This window comes from Pseudonocardia oceani, assembly GCF_019263585.2.
In the GTDB taxonomy this organism is placed as follows: domain Bacteria; phylum Actinomycetota; class Actinomycetes; order Mycobacteriales; family Pseudonocardiaceae; genus Pseudonocardia; species Pseudonocardia oceani.
The window spans coordinates 4,756,265-4,776,563 of record NZ_JADQDF010000001.1 but is presented as its reverse complement, the minus strand read 5'-3'; the positions used below and the strand labels follow the sequence as shown (position 1 = coordinate 4,776,563).

Below are 20,299 nucleotides of genomic sequence, written 5' to 3'. Positions count from 1 at the left end.
CCCCCACCGCCCGCCACGATCACGCCGCCGCACACACACGGCCGAGCGCCACCTGCGGCCGCGATGTGCGAGACGGCGGCACATCCCCCGGTCCCGCCGCTGCGTCGCACGCCGCCCACGCGGGGCCGGGCCTCATGATCGCCGTCTCGGCAGGCTCCACGCCGGTAGGCGACGCAAGAGCTGCCCAGCCGACGATCATGCTGCCGCCGGGGCCCGGTGATCGCCGGAACCGCACCACCAGCGCCCCACCCACGACCCCGACGCCGCACTCGCCGCGCACCCCGGACCGCGCCCGGACGACAATCGCCGCATGGAGCAGACCCCGGGTGCCGCGGAGCCGTCGGACGCCGACCGGCGCCGCTGGCGCCGGATGCTGGCCGACGAGCAGGAGGAGGCTCGGGTCTACCGCGACCTCGCCGGCCGCCGGACCGGCGAGGAGCGCGAGATCCTGCTCGCACTGGCCGTGGCCGAGGAGCGCCACCGCGCCCACTGGGCCGCCCTGCTCGGCGACGACGCGCGGCCGGTGGGGCGGGGGTCCACGCAGCTGCGGCTCCTGGCGGCGCTCGCGCGGCGGTTCGGGTCGGTGTTCGTGCTCGCCCTCGTCCAGCGGGCCGAGACCCGCTCGCCCTACCCCGCCGACGCCGACGCCACCCCCGCCATGGCTGCCGACGAGCGCGTCCACGAGGAGGTCGTGCGCGGCCTGGCCGCCCGCGGCCGTGCGCAGGTCTCGGGCACGTTCCGGGCGGCGGTGTTCGGCGCGAACGACGGCCTGGTCAGCAACCTGTCGCTGGTCCTGGGCGTGATCGGCGGCGGGGTGTCCAGCAGCGCGGTCGTGCTCACCGGCCTCGCCGGGCTGCTCGCCGGCGCCCTGTCGATGGGGGCGGGCGAGTTCGTGTCGGTCCGCTCCCAGCGCGAGCTGCTGGCCGCGTCGGCCCCGGACGTCCGCGACGCCGACACCGTCCTGCGCCACCTCGACGTCGACGCCAACGAGCTCGCCCTGGTCTACCGCGCCCGCGGCGTGCCCGCCGACGAGGCCGCCGAGCGCGCGCGGCGCGTCCTGGCGAGCGCCGACCCGGCCGGTTTCGTCGCGCCGGGCGGCGGGCCGTCGGAGTCGGACGAGGTGGTCGGCACGGGCCTGCGCGCGGCGGCGTCGAGCTTCGTGTTCTTCGCGAGCGGCGCCGCGGTCCCGGTGCTGCCGTTCCTGTTCGGGCTGCAGGGCCTGCCGGCCGTGGTCGTCGCCGCGGTGCTGGTCGGGCTGGCCCTCATGCTGACGGGCGCCGCCGCCGGTGTGCTCTCCGGCGGCCCGCCGCTGCGCCGCGCCCTGCGCCAGCTCGCCATCGGCGCCGGCGCGGCCGCCGTCACCTACCTGCTCGGCGCCCTGTTCGGCGCCGCTCTCGGGTGACCACGGGTCCCGTCGGCCGTGGCAGGATCGGCCCCATGAGCGCGTTGCAGGTCGTCGGGGTCGTCGGCGGGCCCGAAGCGGGAGGGCGCACGGCCACGGCCGTCGCCGGGGTGCTGGCAGGAGCGGCGGGGGTGGGGGCGGCGACGTCGCTGGTGGAGCTGTCGGAGCGGCCCGTCACCGAGGTGGTCGCCGCGCTCGGAGCCGCCGACGCCGTCGTGTTCGGCAGCCCGGTCTACCGCGCCACCTACAGCGCGCTGCTCAAGGACCTGCTCGAACGCACCGAGCGCGGCAAGTGGGGCGAGACCACCGCGCCGCTGCAGGGGAAGGTCGCGGCCACCGTGCTGACGGGCGCGAGCCCGCACCACTTCCTCGCGGTCGACGACCTGCGCGGCGTCCTCGCGGGCTTCTTCGCCGTGCAGGTCCTCTCCCCCGGCCTCTACCTCGACCACGGCGCCTACACCGACCGCACCACCCTCACCGGCGACGCCGCCGACCTCAGCGCCGCGCACGGCCTCGCGCTCGCCGACCTCGCCACCGCCGTCCGGGGCTCCGCGGCCCTGCGGGCGCTCACGCCACTGGTGTGAGCGCGCGGGGTGGTCAGGCGTCGGGCGGCAGCGGGTAGCGCAGGAGGGCGGCGACCCCGTCGCCCATCGACGCCCCGGTCGTCCCGGCCCGGCCGCCGCCGACGAGCACGAGCGCGGCACCGGAGCCCGCGGCCGCCCGCACGAGCGCCGCGTCGACGGGCACGTGCCCGACCGGCTCGGCCCCCAGGCCGCGCAGCACGGACTCGTCGGTGGCCAGCTGCGTCGGCACCTCCGAGATCCAGACGTCGACGTCGCGGCTGACGCCGCCGTCGAGCAGCAGCGTGTCGACGGCCTCGGCGCGCAGGGCCGCCAGCACCGGCTCGATCCCGTCGGCCGCGAGCCCGTCGGGTCGCCCGGACGCCTGCTGGTAGCGGTCGAGGACGGCCTCCTTGTCGGCCGCGACGACGCGCAGGACCTCGTGGTCGATCGAGGCCTCCAGCTCCTCGGCGTCGGGTCCCCGGCGGCCGCCGGAGTACTCGAGGTCGACGGCGATCTCGGCGCTGCGCTCGGCGAGCTCGCGGCGCAGCTGCGCGCGCGACTGCTCCTCGCCCGCGATCACCAGCACCCGCGCCGCGGTGCGGCGCACCTCCTCGTCGACGCGGGCGGCGGTCTCGCGGACGTTCTGGCGCCAGGTCTCCTCGACCGCGTGCTGCATCCGCAGGTGCGACCACCCGCCCCCGCGCACCTTGTGCAGCGGGTGGTCGCGGCCGCTCACCTCGGCGACCTGCTCGGGCTCGCCGTCGCCGGTGGCCGACACCAGGATCTCGCCGCCCTGCTTGTCGACGCGCACCACCACCGCGGCGACGGGCTCGGGCTGGTCCAGCAGCGCAGGCAGGAGGTCGGGCAGCGGGCGCCACGTCGCCCGCTGCTGGGCGGGCGGCTCCCGCAGGTAGCGGTCGAACACCACCTCGCCGCCGCGCGCGACGACGACCCGGCCCGCCGGCCCCACCGGCGGGTCCGCGTCCACGACCGCGGCGTCGAGCGCGGCCAGCGTGGCGTCGTCGGCGCCCTGCTCGACGAGCGAGGAGCGCAGAGCGTCCCAGCGCAGCGCCGACTCCGTCGCCGCGTTCTCGCTGTCGTGCGAGGCATCCAGGTACACCGTGGCGACGGTGTCGGTGGGTTCGATGACGTCTCGGAGGAATCGCAGGTCCACGACGGCGTGGTACCCGGTCGCGCGGCTCCGAACCGCGCGACCGGGTACCGGTCGAACCTGCGCCGGAATCAGCGGCGGTCGGCGTCGCGGTCGCCGCGCCCGGGCCACAGCTTGGCTCCCAGCGAGCCGCCGAGCGCGGCGGCGACCACCGAGAGCCCCAGCCCCAGCGCCGCCCAGCCCGCGCTCTCGCGGCCCGCCTGCGCGGCGGCGGCCGGGTCGATCGCGGCGGAGGCCGCGTCGGCGTTCTGCACAGCCACGTCGGCCAGCGAGCCCACGAGGGCCCCGCCGCCGATGAGCGCCAGCACGAGCAGGGCGACCACCGTGGCCGCCCAGCTGACCACCCCGTTGATCATGCCGTCGTTGGCGCGGTGCCACAGCGCCGACGCCCCGGCGGCCATGCCGCCCAGCAGGAAGGCGACGAGGCCGAGCACGCCGCTCACCACCGCGCGGGTCGTGCCGCTGCCCTCCCCGTCGACCCCGAGGTCGAGCCAGCCGAGAGCGACGAACAGGAGCTGGAGCACGACGTAGAGCGACACCGTCGTGAGCACGCCGGTCCACACCGCACCCCAGCGGATGCGGTCGTGCCGCACGTCCCCACCTGTCGGTGGGGTGAAGGGGTCGTGGGTGTGCCGTCCCTCGCTCCCGGCGCGCGTGGCGCCGCCGTCGGTGCGCACGTCCGTCCTGGTCGCGCCGTTCCCTGGGTCTGCGGACATGTCGTCCTCCTCCGTGTGCCGCGGTCCGTCCCCCGCCCGTCGGGCGGGGCGCATGGAGGGTGTCCGCTGCCGGCGCGGCCACACCACCGTGACGCGATCGTGACGCACGTCCTGCCACCGGCACCGCGATCGCGACTGGACCGCTGCGGACCGGTCACCCCGGGCACATGGTGGAGGTGCGGCGGCGGACGCGGGCGACGGTCGGGGCGGTGTGGGCGGTGCTGGCGGACGGCTGGTCCTACCCGCTGTGGGTCGTCGGGGCCGCCCGGATGCGGGCGGTGAGCACGGACTGGCCCGCGCCCGGCGCACGGCTGCTCCACTCGCTCGGCCTGTGGCCGGCCCTGATCGACGACACCACCCACGTGCTGGACAGCCGCCCCGGCAGCGAGCTGCGGCTGCGCGGCCGCGGCTGGCCGACGGGCGAGGTCCAGGTGCACCTGCTGCTGGAGCAGGCGCCCGACGGCGGGTGCGAGATCACGATGCGCGAGGAGATCACCGCGGGTCCGGGACGGCTGCTGATCCGGCCCGTGCGGTATGCGCTGATGGCTCCGCGCAACGTCGAGTCGCTGCGCCGGCTCGCCTACCTCGCCGAGCGGCGCTCCCCGTAGACCAGTCCGGTCGCGGCCGCGCGCACCCGCCGCCGCACCGGTCCGAGCGCCCCGTGGTCGGCCAGGGCGCTGCGGGCGGCGACCCAGCCGCAGATCCCGTGCACGCCGCCGCCGGGGTGCGCCGACGCGCTGCCGAGGTACAGGCCCTGCACCGGCGTCGTCGCCCGCGCGAAGCCCGGGACGGGCCGGAACACGAGCTGCTGGAACAGCTGCGCGGTGCCGCCGTTGACCGCGCCGTGCACCAGGTTCGCGTCGGCCGCCTCCAGGTCGCCGGGGCGCTGCACCGTCCGCGACACGACGGCGGCGGAGAACCCCGGGGCGTGCGCCTCCAGCACCGCGTCGACGCGGCCCGCGAGCTCGTCGGCGGCCGCGTCGCCGGCGACGCCGCGGGGCAGGTGGGTGTAGGCCCACGCGCTCTCGGTGCCGGCCGGAGACCGCGTCGGGTCGGTCGTCGTCATCTGGCCGAGCAGCAGGAACGGCGACGCCGGCAGCGTGCCCGTCTCCAGGTCGGCGTCCCAGCGCACCAGGCCGTTCGCGTCCGCGCCGAGGTGCACGGTGCCGGCACCGGCCGCGGCGCCCGCCCGCCACGGGATCGGCCGGTCCAGCGCCCAGTTCAGCTTGAGCACCGGGGTGTCCCAGGCGAAGCGTTCCAGGTCGGCGCGCAGCCGGGACGGCACGGCGTCGGCGGGCAGGAGGTCGCCGTAGAGGCTGGGCGCGGACACGTCGGCCACCACGGCGCGGCGCGCGTGCACGGTCAGGCCGGCGGCGGTGCGCACGGCGACCGCCCGCCCGCCCCGCACGTCGATGCGCTCGACGCGCTGCCCGGTGCGGATGTCGGCGCCGGCCGCCGTCGCCCGGGCGGCGAGCGCCGCCGCGAGCGCGCCCGCCCCGCCCACCGGGGCCGGGAAGCCGTGCTGCTGGCCGAGCATCGCCAGCAGCCAGCCGAGCACGCCGCTGCCGGGTGCGGTGGGCGGGACGTCGGCGTGCATCGCGTTCCCGGCCAGCAGCAGGCGCGCGGGCTCGCCGCGGAACAGCTCCTCGCCCATCCGCGTGGTCGGCAGGAGCAGGAACCGCACCAGGCGCAGCGCCTCGGCGGTGCCGATCCGGCGCAGCAGGTCGACCGGGCCGCGCACCGGCGGGAACGCGGCGAACAGGCTCCGCAGCACCGGCTCACCGATGACGTCCCACTGCCGGCACAGCGCGAGCCACGCCTCGCCGTCGCCGGCGGCGTGCTCGTCGAGCCCGGCCGCGGTGCGCTCGCGGTCGCGGTGCAGCACCGCGACCCGCCCGTCGTCGGGGCCCAGCAGGTGGGCCAGCACGGCGGGGGCGTGCGCCCAGCGCAGCCCGTGGCGCTCCAGCTCCATCGCCCGCAGCACCGGCGACGCGTGCGCGAGCGGGTGGAAGGCGCTGTAGAGGTCCGCGGTGAACCCCGGGTGCAGCTCCGTGGAGCGGACCGCGCCCCCGACGTCGTCGGACGCCTCCAGCAGGCAGACGTCCCAGCCGGCGTCGGCGAGGACGTTGGCGGCCACGAGCCCGTGGTGGCCGCCCCCGACGACCACGGCGTCCGCGGTGCGGGCGCTCACGACCCCGACGGGGTGAGGACCACCCCGCTGCGGGGGTGGGTCGGGATCCGCGATACGTCGTAGCCGAGGTCCTGCGGGGGCAGCGCGCCCGCGTGGTGCGCCAGCGCCCGAACCGCCACGGCGATCATGGTGAGCGTGACGCCCTCGCCCGGGCAGCGGTGCCCGGTCCGGACGTCGCCGCCGCCCTGGGGCACCAGGGTGTCGGGGTCCACCGGGCCCTGCAGGAACCGCCCGGGGTCGAAGGTCCCCGGGTCGGTCCAGTGCGCCGGGTCGTGGTCGGTGCCGTGCACGTCGAGGACGACCAGGCCGCCGCGGCGCACCCGCTGCCCCAGGACGTCCTGCGTGCTCCGCGCCCGCGCCGCCAGCACCGGCACGAACGGGTAGAACCGCCGCACCTCGTGGGCGAACGCCTCGACCGCGGCCTCGTCCCCGCCCGCGATGCGCTCGCGCCACTGCGGGTGCTCGTGCAGCGCCGCCCCCGCGAACGCGACGAACCAGGCCACCGCGACGGTCGGGCGCACGACGTTGAGCAGCGACGTCGCCGCGACCCGCAGCGGCAGCAGCCGGCCCCGGGTGTCGCGCGCCTCCGCCGCCGCGCGCAGGGCGGTGCCCGCGGGCGGGTCGATCTCGCCCGCGCGGGTGCGGCGGACCAGCCGCTTCGCCCAGCGCCCGACCTGCAGCCGCGCCGCGACCGCGCGGACGTAGTCGGGGCCCGGAGCGGCGAAGCCCTGCAGCACGGTGGCGAGCTGCCGGGCCCGGAGCGGCAGCTCGTCGGGTTCCACCGGCACGCCGGCCCACGGCAGCACGGAGCGGGCGAGGACCTGCACGGCCTCGTCGAACAGCACCACGCGGTCGCGGCCCGCCCAGTCCCGGATCGTCGACTCCCACACCTGCTCGGCGCGCGTCCCGAGCGCGGCCACCGTCTCCGGGGTGATCACCCCGAGGAACAGCGACTTGCGGAGGTGGTGCTCGGCGTCGTCGAGCCCGTGCACCGTCCCCGGCCCGAACAGGACGAGCTTGATCGGCAGGGGGAACGCGCCGCGCCGGCGCAGGCGCGGGTCGTAGAACCGGCGGACCCCCTCGGGGCCGGCCACGACGACGGCGCGGCGGCCCAGCAGCCGCGTGCGGACGACGGAGGCACCGCCGCGCACGCGCTCCCCCCAGGGGTAGCCGGTGCGGACGAGGTCGAGCGTGCGGTCGCGGTCCATCCCGGCCGCGTACCCCTCCTCCTCCCGGTCACACGCCGGCCGGAGCGTGCAAGCCCTCCGTGCGGGTCCGGCTACCCGGCCAGGGACGCCGCACCCACCGGGCGCGTCAGCCACGCTGGTGGCAGCGTGCGTCACGGCGCAGCGTCAGTGCACCTGCCGGTCGGCGTCGGCCCAGTACCGCGCCCGCAGCTCGCGCTTGAGGATCTTCCCGGCCCCCGACACCGGCAGGGCGTCGACGAACTCGACGGTGCGCGGAGCCTTGTACCCGGCGATGAGGGTCTTGGCGTGCTCGCGGAGCTCCGCGGCGCTCGACCCCGCTCCCGGCTGCAGGACGACCACGGCGTGCACCCGCTCGCCCCACTCGTCGTCGGGCACCCCGATCACGGCACAGCTCGCGACGGCGGGGTGGCGGGCGAGGGCGTTCTCGACCTCCGCCGAGTACACGTTCTCCCCGCCCGAGACGATCATGTCCTTGAGCCGGTCGACGACGAAGACGTAGCCGTCCTCGTCCATGTAGGCACCGTCGCCGGTGTGCATCCAGCCGCCGCGCAGCGCCGCGGCCGTCTCCTCGGGGCGGTTCCAGTAGCCGAGCATGACGTGCCCGCCGCGGACCACGACCTCGCCGACGGTGCCGCGCGGCACCTCGACGTCGTCGACGTCGACGATCCGGACCAGGGAGTGCGGCGCCGCCCGGCCCGCGGAGCGCCGCCGGGTGGGGTGGGCGTGGTCGGCCGGGTCGAGCAGCGTGGCCACCGGGGACAGCTCGGTCATGCCGTAGGCCTGCGTGAACTCCGCGGTCGGCAGGATCTTCGCCGCGCGGTCGAGCACGGCCTCGGAGATGGGCGAGGCGCCGTAGAGCACCCGGCGCATGCTCGACAGGTCGGCGGCCCGGACGACCGGGCTGTCGGCCAGCACCTGGATCATCAGCGGCACCAGCAGGGCGTCGTCGGCGCGGTGGGTCTCGACGGCGGCGGCCACCGCGGCCGGCTCGAACGCCGGGACGATGACGTGGGTGCCGCCGACCAGGCAGCGGGCGGTCCAGGCCGCGAGATCGGCGAGGTGGAACATCGGCGCGGCGTGCAGCGTGCGCCCACCGGGCGTCATGAAGTTGCCGCTCGCGGTGGTGCCCAGCGCCGAGATGATCATGTTGTCGTGGCTGAGCATCACGCCCTTGGGCGAGCCGGTCGTGCCACCGGTGTAGAAGATGCCGGCCAGCGCCTCCCCGCCGCGGAAGGCGTCCTCGACGGGCTCGTGCGCGGCCACGAGCTCCTCGTAGGAGAGCATGCCGTCGGGTGCCGGGGCCTCGCCGCAGTGGATCACGGTGCCCAGGTCCGGGTGAGCGGCGCGCAGCGCGGGGAGCATCGGGGCGAACGCGTCGTCGACCAGCAGCACGCGGGTGCCGGAGTCGGCCAGCGAGTAGGCGATCTCCGCGGCGCTCCACCGGACGTTGGCCGGGTTGAGGACGGCGTCGGCCCACGGCACGGCGAGCAGGTACTCGTGGTAGCGGTCGGAGTTCAGGGCGAGGATCCCGACCCGGTCGCCGGAGGCCACCCCCAGTCCGCGCAGCGCCGCGGCGAGGCGGGCGACGCGGTCGGCGCACTCCGCCCAGGTGCGCGTGCGCTCCCCGAAGACCGTGGCCGGCAGGTCCGGCGCCTGCTGCACCGCTCGGTGGAGTGCCTGGGTGATGTGCATGCCATCTCCTCGCCGGTGGGGTGATGCGGACGAAAGCTAGTATGTGAATCGTCACTAGTCAATGGATCGCGCAGCCTCTACCGTCGGCCGGGCCGGCGGCGCCGCCGGCGGACGCGGCTCGAGGAAGGTGTCCGGAGATGACCAGCGCGCGCGGGTGGTCGGGGTGGGGATGATCCCCGTCGCGACGCGGAGCAGGAGCGAGCCCTTCGACGTGACGGGCGAGCGGGCCGTGCGGGCCGCGCTCTCCGACGCCGGCGTCGAGCACTCCGCCGTGCAGCAGGCTCATGTCGGCTATGTGTAGGAGGATTCGACGAACGTGCAGCCGCGCTGTACCGCGTCGGGCAGACCGGGATCCCGGCCGTCAACGTGGGCAACAACTGCTCCACCGGGTCGTCGGCGCGGAGGCGGCGGGCGCGGTGTACCTGCTGCGCCTGCCCGAGTCCGACTGCGTCAGCGCGCAGACGCTGGTGTGCGGCGGCGGGTTCGGCGCGTGAGGAGTGGCTAGGTTGACGGCCGTGTCCCAGCCCACCCCCGCCCGCGGCACCCGCCCGCGCAACCGGCGGGCACTGATCGTCGCTGCGGCCGTCGAGCTGTTCCACCGCGTCGGGTACGCCGGGGTGTCCATGAGCGACATCGCCGCCGCGGTGAACGTCGCGCCGTCGGCGCTGTACCGGCACTTCCCCGGCAAGACCGACCTGTTCGTGGCGGCGGCGCGCGCCGCGCTGGCCCCCACCGCGGAGTGCCTCGCCGCCTCGGACGAGTGGTCGCCCGACGAGCTCGCGCGGGAGCTGGCCGCCGTCACGCTCGCCCACCGGGAGGCCGGGGTCCTGTGGCAGCGGGAGGCGCGGCTGCTGCCGGTCGACCTGCGCCGGGAGGTACGCGCCGACCTGCGCGGGGTCGCCCGCCTGCTCACCGCCCGGATCGCCCGCGACCGCCCGGACGTGACGGCCGAGCAGGCCGACCTGCTGTCCTGGTCGGCGCTCGCCGCGCTGTCGAGCGTGTCGTTCCACCAGCTGCAACCCGCCCGGTTCGAGGCCGTGCTCGCCGACGTCGTGGCGCGGGTCGTCGGTGCGCCCGTCACCGACGCGTCGGGCGCCGGGGAGGTGCCCCGCGGCGCCGGCCTGGTGCCGCGGACGCGCCGGGAGCGGGTGCTGCGCGAGGCGAGCGCGCTCTTCTCCGAACGCGGGTTCGCCGCCGTCACCGTCGACGACATCGGGAGGGCCGCCGGCATCGCGGGCCCCAGCGTCTACCACCACTTCCCCGGCAAGCAGGACCTCCTGCTCGCGGCGCTCGACCGCGGCAACGAGTGGCTCTGGATGGAGCTCGACTCCGCGCTCGCCACGGCGGACGACGAGGCCGGCGCGCTGCGCGGGCTCCTCGACAGCTGGGTGCGGCTGGCCACGCGCCGCCCCGACCTGGTCGACACCGTGCTCGGCGACCTCCGCCAGCTCCCCGAGGCCGGTCGGCAGCGCGCGCTGCAGGCCCAGCACGACTACGCCACCGAGTGGACCGAGCTGCTGCGCGCCGTGCGCCCCGACCTCGACGCCGCGGCGGCCCGGGTCCGGGTCCTGGCCGTGCTGATGATCGTCAACGACGGGGCGCAGACGCCGCACCTCGCCCGCCGCCCCGGCTTCCCGGCGGCGGTCCGGGCCGTGGCGGCGCACCTGCTGGGCGTCGGTCCGGCCGGGTCCTGACCAGCGCTCCCTCCGGAGTCAGCGCCACCCGCCGTCCACCCGCAGCACGGCCCCCGTGGCGTACGACGACGCCGACGTGGCGAAGAACAGCACCGCCCCCACGATCTCCTGCGGGTCGCCGCACCGGCCCAGCGCCACCTGCTCCTCCATCGACTCCCGCACGCCCTCGGGCCAGTGCTCGGCGATGTCGGTCAGGAACGGGCCGGCCTGCACGGTGTTCACCCGCACGGTCGGACCGAACGCCTGCGCGAACCCCTCGCCCAGCACGTGCAGGCCCGCCTTCGCCGCCGCGTAGGGCAGCGCCTGCGGCGACGGCCGGATCGCCTCGATCGAGCCGATGTTGACGATCGACCCGCCGCCGTCGCGGGCCATCCGCGACCCGATCACCGCGGTCAGCCGGAACGGGCCGCGCAGGTTGACGGCCACCACCTTGTCGAACAGCGCCTCGCTGACCTCCTCCAGGGCGGGGTACAGCGGCGAGAGCCCGGCGTTGTTGACGAGCACGTCGACGCGCCCGAACTCGGCGTAGACCGTCTCGACGAGCCGGTCGCACTCCCCCCAGTCGCTGACGTTGAACGCCACCGGCAGCGCCTCGACGCCGAACCGACTGCGGACGTCGTCGGCGACCGCCACGCAGTTGTCCAGCTTGCGGCTGGCCACCACCACGCGCGCACCCCGCTCGGCGAACGCGAGCACCATCTCGCGTCCCATGCCCCTGCTGCCGCCCGTCACGACGACGACCTTGTCCCTGAGCTCGTCCACCCGAGGATCGTCGCCGACGGCGTCCGGCGACCTGGACGCGGCACCCGGCGCCTCGATACGGTGCTTCGGAAAATGTTTCCGGCGAAACTCCAGGAGCGTGTCGGATGGCCGCAGAGTTCGTGCAGGACTACGAGACCTTCGCCCTCGGCGACTTCCCGCTCCAGCACGGCGAGACGCTCGCCGGCGCCACCCTGGCCTACAAGACCTACGGCGAGCTGAACGCGGACAAGAGCAACGCGATCGTCTACCCGACCTGGTACTCGGGCTTCCACTGGGACAACGAGTGGCTCATCGGCGAGGACATGGCCCTCGACCCGCGGAAGTACTTCATCGTCGTCCCGAACATGCTCGGCAACGGGCTCTCGAGCTCGCCGAGCAACACCCCGCCCCCGCACGACCGCGCGAACTTCCCGAAGGTCACCTTCTACGACCAGGTGGAGGCCCAGCACCGGCTCGTGGCGGGGCACTTCGGGATCCAGACGCTGCAGCTCGTCACCGGGTGGTCGATGGGCGCGGGACAGACCTACCAGTGGGCGGTCAGCCACCCCGGGATGGTGCTGCGGGCCGCGCCGTTCTGCGGGTCGTCGAAGACCAGCGAGCACAACATCGTCTTCCTGGAGGGCGTGAAGGCCGCCCTGACCGGCGGTGACGGCTTCCGGGGCGGGTTCTACGACACGAAGCCCGAGGACAACCTGCGCCGCACCGGCCGCGTCTACGCCGGCTGGGGCTTCTCCCAGGCCTTCTTCTGGGACCGCGTCTACACCGACATGGGCCACTCCCACCGGCTCGGCGCCGACCTGGCGTTCCCGACGCTCGAGGACTTCCTCGTGCAGTACTGGGAGGGGCACTTCCTCGACCGCCGCGACGTCAACGACCTGCTGTCGATGCTGTGGACCTGGCAGCACGGCGACGTCGGCCGGACGCCGGGCTTCGACGGCGACCACGTCGCGGCGCTGCGGTCGATCACGGCGAAGCTCATCGCCATGCCCGGTCTCAAGGACCTGTACTTCCCGCCGGAGGACGAGGAGTACGCGTCGCAGTTCATCGCCGACGGGGAGGTGCGGGTGATCCCGGGGGTGTGGGGGCACTTCGCGGGAAGCGGCGACAACGCCGTCGACCGGAGGTGGATCGACGGTGTCCTCCGGGAGCTGCTCGCGAGCTGACCACCTGCGCTTCGGCACCCGTTCACGCCCTGCAGCACCGATGTCGACCTGAAGATCTTCACCGCCGATCTCGCTCGCAACGAGACGGTCGTGCTGCTGCGCGCGAGCCCGACGGAGTGTCGCGCCCGGCCGCGACCACCACCCTCATGGAGCACCGCCGGTGCCGCGGGGCAGGCTCGTAGTCGGCTCCTGAGCTCCGACGACCGTCGGCGGCGCGCCGCCCCGTCCGGACCGGTCGCGCGTGTTCCTCCCCGCAGGGGCAGCGCCGTAGAGTCCGCTCCATGCGTGCTCAGGCCGTGACCGTCCGCGGCCCGCGACCCCCGTCGCACCCGCACGCCGCCGACGCCGGTCGTCGACGGTGACCGGCCCCGCACTGAGCGCCGACCGCACCGCCGGGCCCTCGGTGTGGGCACCGCTGCGGATCCGCGCGTTCCGGGTGCTCTGGTTCGCGCAGCTGGGCAGCATGCTCGGCGTCTGGATGCAGACCGTGGGCGCGCAGTGGATCCTGGTCGGGGCCCCCGACTCGGCCGCGCTGGTCGCGCTCGTCCAGGTGGCCACGACGCTGCCGATGCTGCTGCTCGCCCTGCCGGCCGGCGCGCTGGCCGACATCGTCGACCGGCGCACGCTCCTGATCGCGGTCCAGCTCTTCCAGCTCGCGGTCGGCACCGGCCTCACCGTCCTCACCGCGCTGGACCTCGTGCCGCCCGCGCTGCTGCTGACCTTCACGTTCCTGCTCGGCTCCTGCGTGGCCGCGACCCTGCCCGCCTACCAGGTGATGGTGCAGGAGCTGGTGCCGCGCGAGCAGGTGCGCGCGGTGGCCTCGCTGGGCGGGGTCGCGGTGAACGGGGCCCGCGCGGTCGGACCCGCACTGGCCGGCGCGCTGCTCGCCCAGGTCGGCCCGACCCTGGTCTTCGCGGTCACCGCCGTGGCCGCACTCGCCTTCGTCCTGGCCCTGACGGTGACCCGCAGGCCCCCGCGCGACGCCGCGCTGCCACCCGAGCGCTTCGCCAGCGCGATGCGCGCCGGCGGGCGCTACGTGCGCAACTCGCCCGTGGTGCGGCGGATGCTGCTGCGGGTCGTGCTGTTCGTGCTGCCCGGTGCGGCGATCTGGGCGCTGCTCCCCGTGGTGGCCGACGAACTGCTCCGGACCTCCTCCACCGGATACGGCCTGCTGCTGGGCTCCCTCGGTGTCGGCGCGATCCTCGGCGCGGCGCTCCTGCCCCTGGTGGCGGGGCGGCTGTCGCCCAACCAGCTGCTCGTCGTGGCCGGGGGCCTGTTCGCCGCGTCGCTGCTGGCCTGCGTCCTGGTGACCGACCTGTTTCTCCTGGCCGCGCTGCTGGTGCCCGCCGGAATGGCGTGGCTGGTCGTCCTGATGGGCATCACCGGGTCGCTGCAGGTGTTCCTGCCCGGATGGGTGCGCGCCCGCGGCCTGTCGATGTTCAACGTCGCCTTCGCCGGGTCACAGGCCGCCGGTTCGCTGCTGTGGGGGGTGGTCGCGCAGTGGTTCGGGCTGGTCCCGACGTTCGTCGCGGCGGCCGTCCTGATGGCGGCGGGGGCCGCGACGGTGCGGTTCTGGCCGCTTCCCGACGTCGCCGACTGGGACCGCAGCTCGATGGTCTACTGGCCCGACCCCGAGCTCGCCTACCAGCCGGACCCGCAGGAGGGCCCGGTCCTGGTCACCGTCCGCTACGTCGTGCCGCCCGAGCACGAGGCGGAGTTCTTCGAGGCCATGGAGCTGGTGCGGCTGGGCCGCCTGCGCACGGGCGCGTCGAGCTGCACGCTCTACCGCGACGGAGCCGCCCCGTCGACGTTCGTCCTGGTCGCGCAGTTCCCGACCTGGGAGGAGCACCTGCGCCAGCACACCGGCCGGCTCACCGGCACCGACCGGGAGCGGGAGGAGCGGGCCAATGCGCTGTCCGTCGAGGAGCCCGAGGGCACCCACCTCTTCCACGCCCACCCGTTCCAGGCCCACCCGGACGGGGAGCAGCGCTGACGCACGGTGCCGTCGGACGGTCTCCGCGATCGCGCCGTACTCACGCGTCGAGCATGGCCTCCAGCTTGCGCACGGTGGCCCAGTTGCGGGCGGTGCCGCCGCCGTCGGTCCCCTTGGGGAGCTTGCCGAGCTGCGCGGCCAGCTCGGAGCGGCCCATGCCGTCGGGCAGGTGCAGGTAGAGCACCCGGCCGCGGACGGTCCCGGTGTCCCTGCTGCCCTTGGCCGCGGCCCGCTCCTGCGCGGCGGCCAGGGCGGCGACATCACCGTCGCCCATGTCGGACGACCGGAAGACCGCGTGCACCTTCTTCGGGTCGGGCTCGTCGGGGTAGGGGTTGTTCCCGACGGCCACGGCGAACTCGGCCCTGCTGAGCACGAGCACCGTCAGGGTCAGGCCGACCGCCTCGGCGATCCTGCCCTCGAGGGCCTCCGCCAGGACGACCGAGTCGGGCTCGTCGCTGGTGAACACGACGTTGCCGCTGTTGATGTAGGTCCTCACGTCGGTGTGGCCCAGCGACTCGACCGCGGCCCGGAGGTCGGCCATGGCCACCCGGTTCCCCTTGCCGACGTTGATCCCGCGCAGCAGGGCGACGTGGGTCGGCATCGGCACATCCTGCCAGCGCTCGTGCCCTGCGTGGGGCGGGTGGGGCTCGAACCCACGACCTGACGGATCACGAGGCAACTCGTGGTGATGCCCTAGAGCTGTCACCTGCGTCGATGGTTTCCCGCCCGACACCGCCGCCTCTACGAGAGCCTTCGCGAGCACCGGAGCGAACGTCACCAGGTTGTCGCTGCGCGCCCGGATGGAAGCCGGCCTGATCATGCGCCGCCGGCACGGTCCGAGCAGTTCACACGTCCTGGTCAGGTGTGTGTGGCGCAGCTCGCGCCCGGCGGCCGTTGTGCAAGGCTGTGGCGTGCCACGACCTCGTACCGGCGTGATCCCGCCGCTGCAGGTGGCTCTGGCGCAGCTCGCGGCGGTCTGGGTCGCCGGGGTCGCGATCGTCGTGGCCCTCGTCCGGGAGGGCCCGCTCGGCGGCGTCGCGCTCGCCTACGGGTTCCCCCTCGTCGCGGCGCTCTACGCCGGTGCGGGGCTGCTGGCCTGGTGGCGACGGCCCGCCAACCGGCTGGGGCCACTGCTGGTCGTCGGGGGTGCGGCGTTCCTGTGCGTCAGCCTGGCGAACACCGACGTGCCCGCGCTGATCGCCGTCGGCACCGTCACCGCCACCGTGCCGGTGGCCGTCGTGGTACACCTGCTGCACACCTTCCCAGGTGGCCGGCTGCGCGGTCGCGCCTCGACGGCGGCGGTGCTCGCGATCTATGTCGTGGCGCTGGTCCTGCAGATCCCGATCTGGGCGTTCACCCCGGAGCCCCCACCGTTCGACGTCGTCCTGGTCAGCCCCCGCCCGGACCTCGCCGCGGCGGGCGCGTACGTGCAGCAGGTGTGCGGGGCCGTGGTCGTCCTGGTGACCGTCGGGCTGCTGGTGCGCCGGCTGAGCGAGTACGGCCTCGGGCAGCGCCGGGTGCTGGCGCCGGTGCTGGCCTACGGCGTGCTCGCGGTGCTCGCGATCCCGCTCGGGGGAAGACTGCTGCGTCAGCTCGGGCTCGGCGACGACGCCGTGTGGATCCAGCTGGGCCTCCTCGCCGGGGTGCCGGTCGTCTTCGCCGCCGTGGTCCTGCGCGGCGGGTTCGCCCCCACCCGTGAGCTCAGCGCGTTCGTCACGTCGGTGACGTCGTCGTCCGGCTCCCGTGACGAGCTCGAACAGGCCGTGGCCACGACACTGGGCGACCCGTCCGCGACGCTGCTGCACCGGTCCCCGGACCACTCCGGCTACCTGGACACCACCGGCACGGTCGTCGCGCTGCCCGCGCTCGACGAGGACCGCGCGGCGGTCAGCATCGCGGTCGGGGACCGCCCGGTCGGCGCGGTCGTCTACGACTCGCGACTCAACGACGACTCCGAGGCGGTGGCCGCGGTGGGCCGGGTCGCGGCGATCGCCCTGGACCGGCAGCGCCTGGCGGACGAGGTGTCGGAGAGCCGGCGGGCGTTGCGCGAGGCATCGTCGCGGCTGCTCAGCGCCGCTGACCGGGAGCGGCGCCGGATCGCCCGGGACCTGCACGACGGGCTGCAGGTCTCCCTCGTGCGGCTGTCGATGCAGGCCCACCAGCTCGCCCAGGAACCACTCGGTGCGGAGAGCCCGGCCGTGGTGGCCCGGATGGCCGCCGACGTCGACGAGGCGGCCGCGGCGCTGCGCGGCCTCGTCAACGGCGTGATGCCGGCACCACTGGTCGAGCGGGGCCTGGCCGCAGCGGTGCAGGAGCTGGCGCACAACCTGCCGGTCCGGATCCAGCTCGACGTCGACGGCGTACCTGCCCGGCTGCCGGCGCCGGTCGAGAGCACGGCGTACTTCGTGGTGGCCGAGGCGCTCACCAATGTCATCAAGCACGCCGGTGCCCGCAACGTCGCGGTGTCTCTGCGCACGGATGGCAGCGCACTGGTGATCGAGGTGGTCGACGACGGTCGGGGTGGCACCTCGGAAGGTGGCTCGGGTTCGGGGCTCCGGGGTCTGCGCGACCGTCTCGACGTCCTCGGCGGAACGCTGACCGTCGCCGACGGCGCACCCGGTACCCGGCTGCGGGCGACGCTGCCGTGCGCGTAGTCATCGGGGAGGACGAGGCGCTGCTGCGCGAGGGCCTGGTGCTGCTCCTCGGTCGCGCCGGGTTCGACGTCGTCGCCGCCGAGGACGACGCCGAGCGTCTGGAGGCCGCGGCGCTGCGCCACCGCCCCGACGTCGTGGTCACCGACATCCGGATGCCCCCCGGACGCACCGACGACGGCCTGCGCGCCGCGCTACGGCTGCGCTCGCGGCTGCCGCGCACCGGCATCCTGGTGCTGTCCCAGCACCTGTCGCGCCAGTACGCGATCGACCTGCTCGCCGGAGACGCATCCGGTGTCGGCTACCTGCTCAAACAGCGCATCGCCGACGCCGGGCGCTTCGCCGCGGACATCCGGCGCGTCGCAGGCGGCGCCACCGTGCTGGACCCCGAGATCGCCGCCACGGCCCTCGCCCGCGCCGAGCAGGTCGACGACCGGGTCCCCCGGCTCACCCGCCGCCAACGGGAGGTCCTGTCCCTGCTCGCCCAAGGCCTCAACAACGCCGCCATCGCCGAGTCTCTCGTCATCACCGAGAAGTCCGTGGTCGAACACGTGTCCAAGATCTACGACGCGCTGCAACTGCCCCAGACCGGCCACCAACACCGCCGCGTCCTCGCCGTCCTGCGCTACCTGTCGCGGTAGCCCACCGCAGCGATCCCCCGGTCCTCGCGGTGCGTGTCACGACGAGCCCCGCCCACGCGGAGGCGAGGGCGGGGCGTCCGGTCGGTCAGGGGCAGCCGGGCCCGGTGCATCGCGGCCGGTACCGCCGTCGACTGTGTTGGTTCCGGCGCCGCCGTCGAGGGCGTCGTCGCCGTCACCGCCGGACAGCGCGTCGTCCCCGCCCTGGCCGATGACCGCGTCGTTGCCGGCCTCACCGGAGATGCGGTCGTTGCCGTCGCCGCCGAACAGGGCGTCGTTGCCGGGGCCGCCGCAGATCAGGTCGTCGCCACCACGGCCGTTGATCAGGTCGTTGCCGCCGAGCCCGTAGATGAGGTCGTCACCGGAGGTGCCGGTGAGGAGGTTGTTGCCCGCCGTGCCCACGATCGACCCGGGTGGCGGCGCGCCGGCACAGCCGGCGACGGCGGCGGTGTAGCTGATCGTGACCGACGGCACGGCGTCGCTGAGACCGGCGGGTGCCGCCGGGCGGGACCAGCGACGAACCGCCACCCCCGCCGCCCGCAGCCGAGATCGCAGGGTCGCAGTCACCGAGGCCGGGCTCCCCGCCGGCTCCGCCGCCGCCGCCCCACAGTCCGCCACCACCGCCACCCGCCGAGGGAAGCCCGGTGTCGCCGGCGCCCCCCTGGCCCAAGGCCCCGGGCGCGCCGGGGTCGGAACCGCCTCCGCCGCCGGCGCCGCCGGCGGTCTGCATGCCTGGCTGCCCTCCACCGCCCGTGCACTCGCCCGGGGTGCCCCCGCCGGCTGCACCGGCGTCACCACCGGGTCCGACCTGGGTGAAAACGGCGGTCTCCGCAGCGCCGCCGCCCCGGCCGCCGACGGCCACGACGCGCACCGTACTCACCCCGGTCGGGACGGTGAACGTCTGCGCAGCACCGGTGGAGGCGTAGGTGCACGTGACGGTCTGCCCGGTCTGGGTGCATCCGGCCGGCAGCTGCGCGGAGGCGACACCGGGAACCGCGACGATCGTCCCGAGCGCGAGCAACGCACCCAACCCCGCCGCGCGTGCCCGTCGAGCATGCGCGCCTCGGCGCGTACCGGTGGGCCTGGTGGGCCTGGCGGGCGAGGTCACCACAGACGCCGGCACGAGCGCTGGACTCGCCGGCCCCTCGACTCCCCCACCGTGACCAAAACCAGTGAACCGGTGAAGGACCCGACCCAGGTCGGCGTCGCGCCCGGGGCCGCCGTCGACCGTGTTGGTGCCGGAGCCACCGTCGAGGGCGTCGTTGTCGTCGCCACCGACGAGGGCGTCATCGCCGCCCTCGCCCCGGACGGCGTCGCTGCCGGCCTGGCCGAAGATCCGGTCGTCGCCGTCCCCGCAAGTGCACCACCGACTATGCCGGAACCCTGGCCCTCGCCATCCCACCCGCGGCACTCACCGAGCGGTTGGAGCTGGCCCGCGAAATCGCCGAGGCGGGCACGGTCCACTGCCGGAGCTGACGGCGACGAGGTCAGCAGTTGATGAGCTCCTTCGAGGAGGTGACGCCGTCCACCGTGGAGCTAAAGTAGATGCCGGGCCCATCGATGTAGGTGAATAGGACGCCGCTGAACGCCCCGTCAGCATCGGTAACCACCGTCCTGGGGTAATACTCCAGAGTGGGGAGGCCCCGGTCGAGGACGGTGTCCACCGGGTACGACGTCAACGGGTCGAAGCCGGTCAGCGTCAGCACCACACCGCAGAAGTCAGAATTACTCGTCGTGGCGAAGCTGACGACCACTGAACGGGTCACTACCGGAAGGTTCACCAGCTGCCCACCGCGAGCTGCGTAGCTGACGCAGGCGCCCTCGTTGGCGAAGCGGGTGCCGTCGCTACGCTGGTAGTCGGCGTAGCCGCCCCCCTGGCAGAGCTTGGCAGCATCGCTGTTGTCACCTCCGGTGCTGGCGATGGCGGCTGGGGCCAGCAGCAGGCTCAATGACATCGCTGCGGCGGTGGCGGCGGTCGCGTTGAGGAAGCGGTGCATGGCATCTCCTGGTGTGCGGGGGCGCGATCGGCATATGCGCTCGCTGACCCAGGTGGCTGCCGGGACGGCGGTGACCCAAGAAACGTACGTTGGCGACCCTATGTGGCAAACCACCGCTCTCGGTACCCGACCTGGGTCGGGTCTTCGCGCGCGATCACCAGAATGTGCAGCCGCGGAAAGGTGACGCGCACGACTAGTATTGAGCCCTTTCCAACCTGCGCGAGCGAGGGATCGCGTTCACCAGCCCGGAGCGGATCGACCAGATCGAACGCCGCCGCGCGAAGGGTGCACCTCGCGGCCGTCCACCAGCGTTCGACACCGAGATCTACGCCGACCGCATCGGGTCGAACGGTGCTTCCACCGGCTCAGACAGTTCCGCGACCTGGCCACCTGATAAGCCAAACGCGCCGCCTACTACCGCTCCGAGATCCTCATAGGCGCGATCGTCCCCTGGCTCC

Annotated in this window: 18 protein-coding genes and 1 pseudogene; 9 read left to right on the top strand and 10 right to left on the bottom strand. The window is 74.9% G+C overall.

Annotation, left to right across the window (positions count from 1 at the left end):
- The first annotated feature begins 310 nt into the window (after positions 1-310).
- Together I4I82_RS23970 and I4I82_RS23965 are read left to right on the top strand one after the other, a co-directional pair.
- The gene (locus I4I82_RS23970) at positions 311-1,402 is read left to right on the top strand and encodes a VIT1/CCC1 transporter family protein (RefSeq protein WP_218596026.1); all 1,092 of its coding nucleotides are present in this window, start codon (positions 311-313) and stop codon (positions 1,400-1,402) included.
- Between the two features lie 35 nt (positions 1,403-1,437).
- Positions 1,438-1,986 (top strand): NAD(P)H-dependent oxidoreductase, encoded by a 549-nt coding sequence (locus tag I4I82_RS23965; RefSeq protein WP_218596025.1) that lies wholly within the window; start codon positions 1,438-1,440, stop codon positions 1,984-1,986.
- A gap of 13 nt (positions 1,987-1,999) precedes the next feature.
- On the opposite strand, the gene I4I82_RS23960 is transcribed toward I4I82_RS23965, so the two are convergent.
- Together I4I82_RS23960 and I4I82_RS23955 are read right to left on the bottom strand one after the other, a co-directional pair.
- Entirely contained in the window at positions 2,000-3,139 is a 1,140-nt protein-coding gene (locus I4I82_RS23960) for a baeRF2 domain-containing protein (protein ID WP_218594485.1), read from the bottom strand.
- A gap of 68 nt (positions 3,140-3,207) precedes the next feature.
- Positions 3,208-3,852, bottom strand: a complete 645-nt coding sequence (locus I4I82_RS23955) for a cytochrome b family protein (protein ID WP_218594486.1) — start codon at positions 3,850-3,852, stop codon at positions 3,208-3,210.
- A 167-nt stretch (positions 3,853-4,019) separates the two neighbouring features.
- On the opposite strand from I4I82_RS23955, the gene I4I82_RS23950 reads away from it, so the two are divergent.
- Positions 4,020-4,460, top strand: a complete 441-nt coding sequence (locus I4I82_RS23950) for an SRPBCC family protein (protein ID WP_218594487.1) — start codon at positions 4,020-4,022, stop codon at positions 4,458-4,460.
- Here I4I82_RS23950 and I4I82_RS23945 read toward each other — a convergent pair.
- From I4I82_RS23945 to I4I82_RS23935, 3 genes are all read right to left on the bottom strand, one after another.
- Positions 4,433-6,043, bottom strand: coding sequence for a phytoene desaturase family protein (locus I4I82_RS23945; RefSeq protein WP_218596024.1), 1,611 nt, complete (start codon positions 6,041-6,043; stop codon positions 4,433-4,435). The genes I4I82_RS23950 and I4I82_RS23945 overlap by 28 nt on opposite strands.
- Positions 6,040-7,251, bottom strand: coding sequence for a cytochrome P450 (locus I4I82_RS23940; RefSeq protein WP_218594379.1), 1,212 nt, complete (start codon positions 7,249-7,251; stop codon positions 6,040-6,042). Before I4I82_RS23940 ends, I4I82_RS23945 begins: the two co-directional genes overlap by 4 nt.
- Positions 7,252-7,395: 144 nt before the next feature.
- Positions 7,396-8,943: an acyl-CoA synthetase gene (locus tag I4I82_RS23935; protein ID WP_218594380.1), complete on the bottom strand. Its 1,548-nt coding sequence runs from the start codon at positions 8,941-8,943 to the stop codon at positions 7,396-7,398.
- 127 nt (positions 8,944-9,070) lie between these two features.
- Here I4I82_RS23935 and I4I82_RS23930 point away from each other — a divergent pair, with 127 nt between their 5' ends.
- On the top strand, positions 9,071-9,244 hold the full coding sequence (locus I4I82_RS23930) for a hypothetical protein (protein WP_218594381.1): 174 nt from the start codon (positions 9,071-9,073) through the stop codon (positions 9,242-9,244).
- A gap of 214 nt (positions 9,245-9,458) precedes the next feature.
- A complete protein-coding gene (locus I4I82_RS23925) occupies positions 9,459-10,637 on the top strand; it encodes a TetR/AcrR family transcriptional regulator (protein WP_218596023.1) in 1,179 nt (392 codons plus the stop codon).
- 18 nt (positions 10,638-10,655) lie between these two features.
- Here the strand turns inward: I4I82_RS23925 and I4I82_RS23920 are convergent, their stop codons facing one another.
- Positions 10,656-11,399: an SDR family NAD(P)-dependent oxidoreductase gene (locus I4I82_RS23920; protein ID WP_226370225.1), complete on the bottom strand. Its 744-nt coding sequence runs from the start codon at positions 11,397-11,399 to the stop codon at positions 10,656-10,658.
- Positions 11,400-11,503: 104 nt separating this feature from the next.
- Here I4I82_RS23920 and I4I82_RS23915 point away from each other — a divergent pair, with 104 nt between their 5' ends.
- A complete protein-coding gene (locus I4I82_RS23915) occupies positions 11,504-12,562 on the top strand; it encodes an alpha/beta fold hydrolase (RefSeq protein WP_218593147.1) in 1,059 nt (352 codons plus the stop codon).
- A gap of 358 nt (positions 12,563-12,920) precedes the next feature.
- The gene (locus I4I82_RS23910) at positions 12,921-14,555 is read left to right on the top strand and encodes an MFS transporter (protein WP_218593148.1); all 1,635 of its coding nucleotides are present in this window, start codon (positions 12,921-12,923) and stop codon (positions 14,553-14,555) included.
- Between the two features lie 40 nt (positions 14,556-14,595).
- Here I4I82_RS23910 and I4I82_RS23905 read toward each other — a convergent pair whose 3' ends face one another.
- Positions 14,596-15,156, bottom strand: a complete 561-nt coding sequence (locus I4I82_RS23905; RefSeq protein WP_218593149.1) for a DUF1697 domain-containing protein — start codon at positions 15,154-15,156, stop codon at positions 14,596-14,598.
- A 331-nt stretch (positions 15,157-15,487) separates the two neighbouring features.
- On the opposite strand from I4I82_RS23905, the gene I4I82_RS23900 reads away from it, so the two are divergent.
- Together I4I82_RS23900 and I4I82_RS23895 are read left to right on the top strand one after the other, a co-directional pair.
- Entirely contained in the window at positions 15,488-17,209 is a 1,722-nt protein-coding gene (locus tag I4I82_RS23900) for a sensor histidine kinase (RefSeq protein WP_218593150.1), read from the top strand.
- Complete coding sequence (locus I4I82_RS23895) at positions 17,200-17,847, top strand: response regulator (RefSeq protein WP_218593151.1); 648 nt, start codon at positions 17,200-17,202, stop codon at positions 17,845-17,847. Before I4I82_RS23900 ends, I4I82_RS23895 begins: the two co-directional genes overlap by 10 nt.
- 36 nt (positions 17,848-17,883) lie before the next feature.
- Here the strand turns inward: I4I82_RS23895 and I4I82_RS23890 are convergent, their stop codons facing one another.
- From I4I82_RS23890 to I4I82_RS23880, 3 genes and pseudogenes are all read right to left on the bottom strand, one after another.
- Positions 17,884-18,411, bottom strand: a complete 528-nt coding sequence (locus tag I4I82_RS23890; RefSeq protein WP_226370224.1) for a calcium-binding protein — start codon at positions 18,409-18,411, stop codon at positions 17,884-17,886.
- Between the two features lie 649 nt (positions 18,412-19,060).
- Positions 19,061-19,246: pseudogene (locus I4I82_RS35080) on the bottom strand (calcium-binding protein); the annotation flags it as partial.
- 85 nt (positions 19,247-19,331) lie between these two features.
- Positions 19,332-19,841, bottom strand: a complete 510-nt coding sequence (locus tag I4I82_RS23880; RefSeq protein WP_218594483.1) for a hypothetical protein — start codon at positions 19,839-19,841, stop codon at positions 19,332-19,334.
- Positions 19,842-20,299 lie beyond the last annotated feature (458 nt).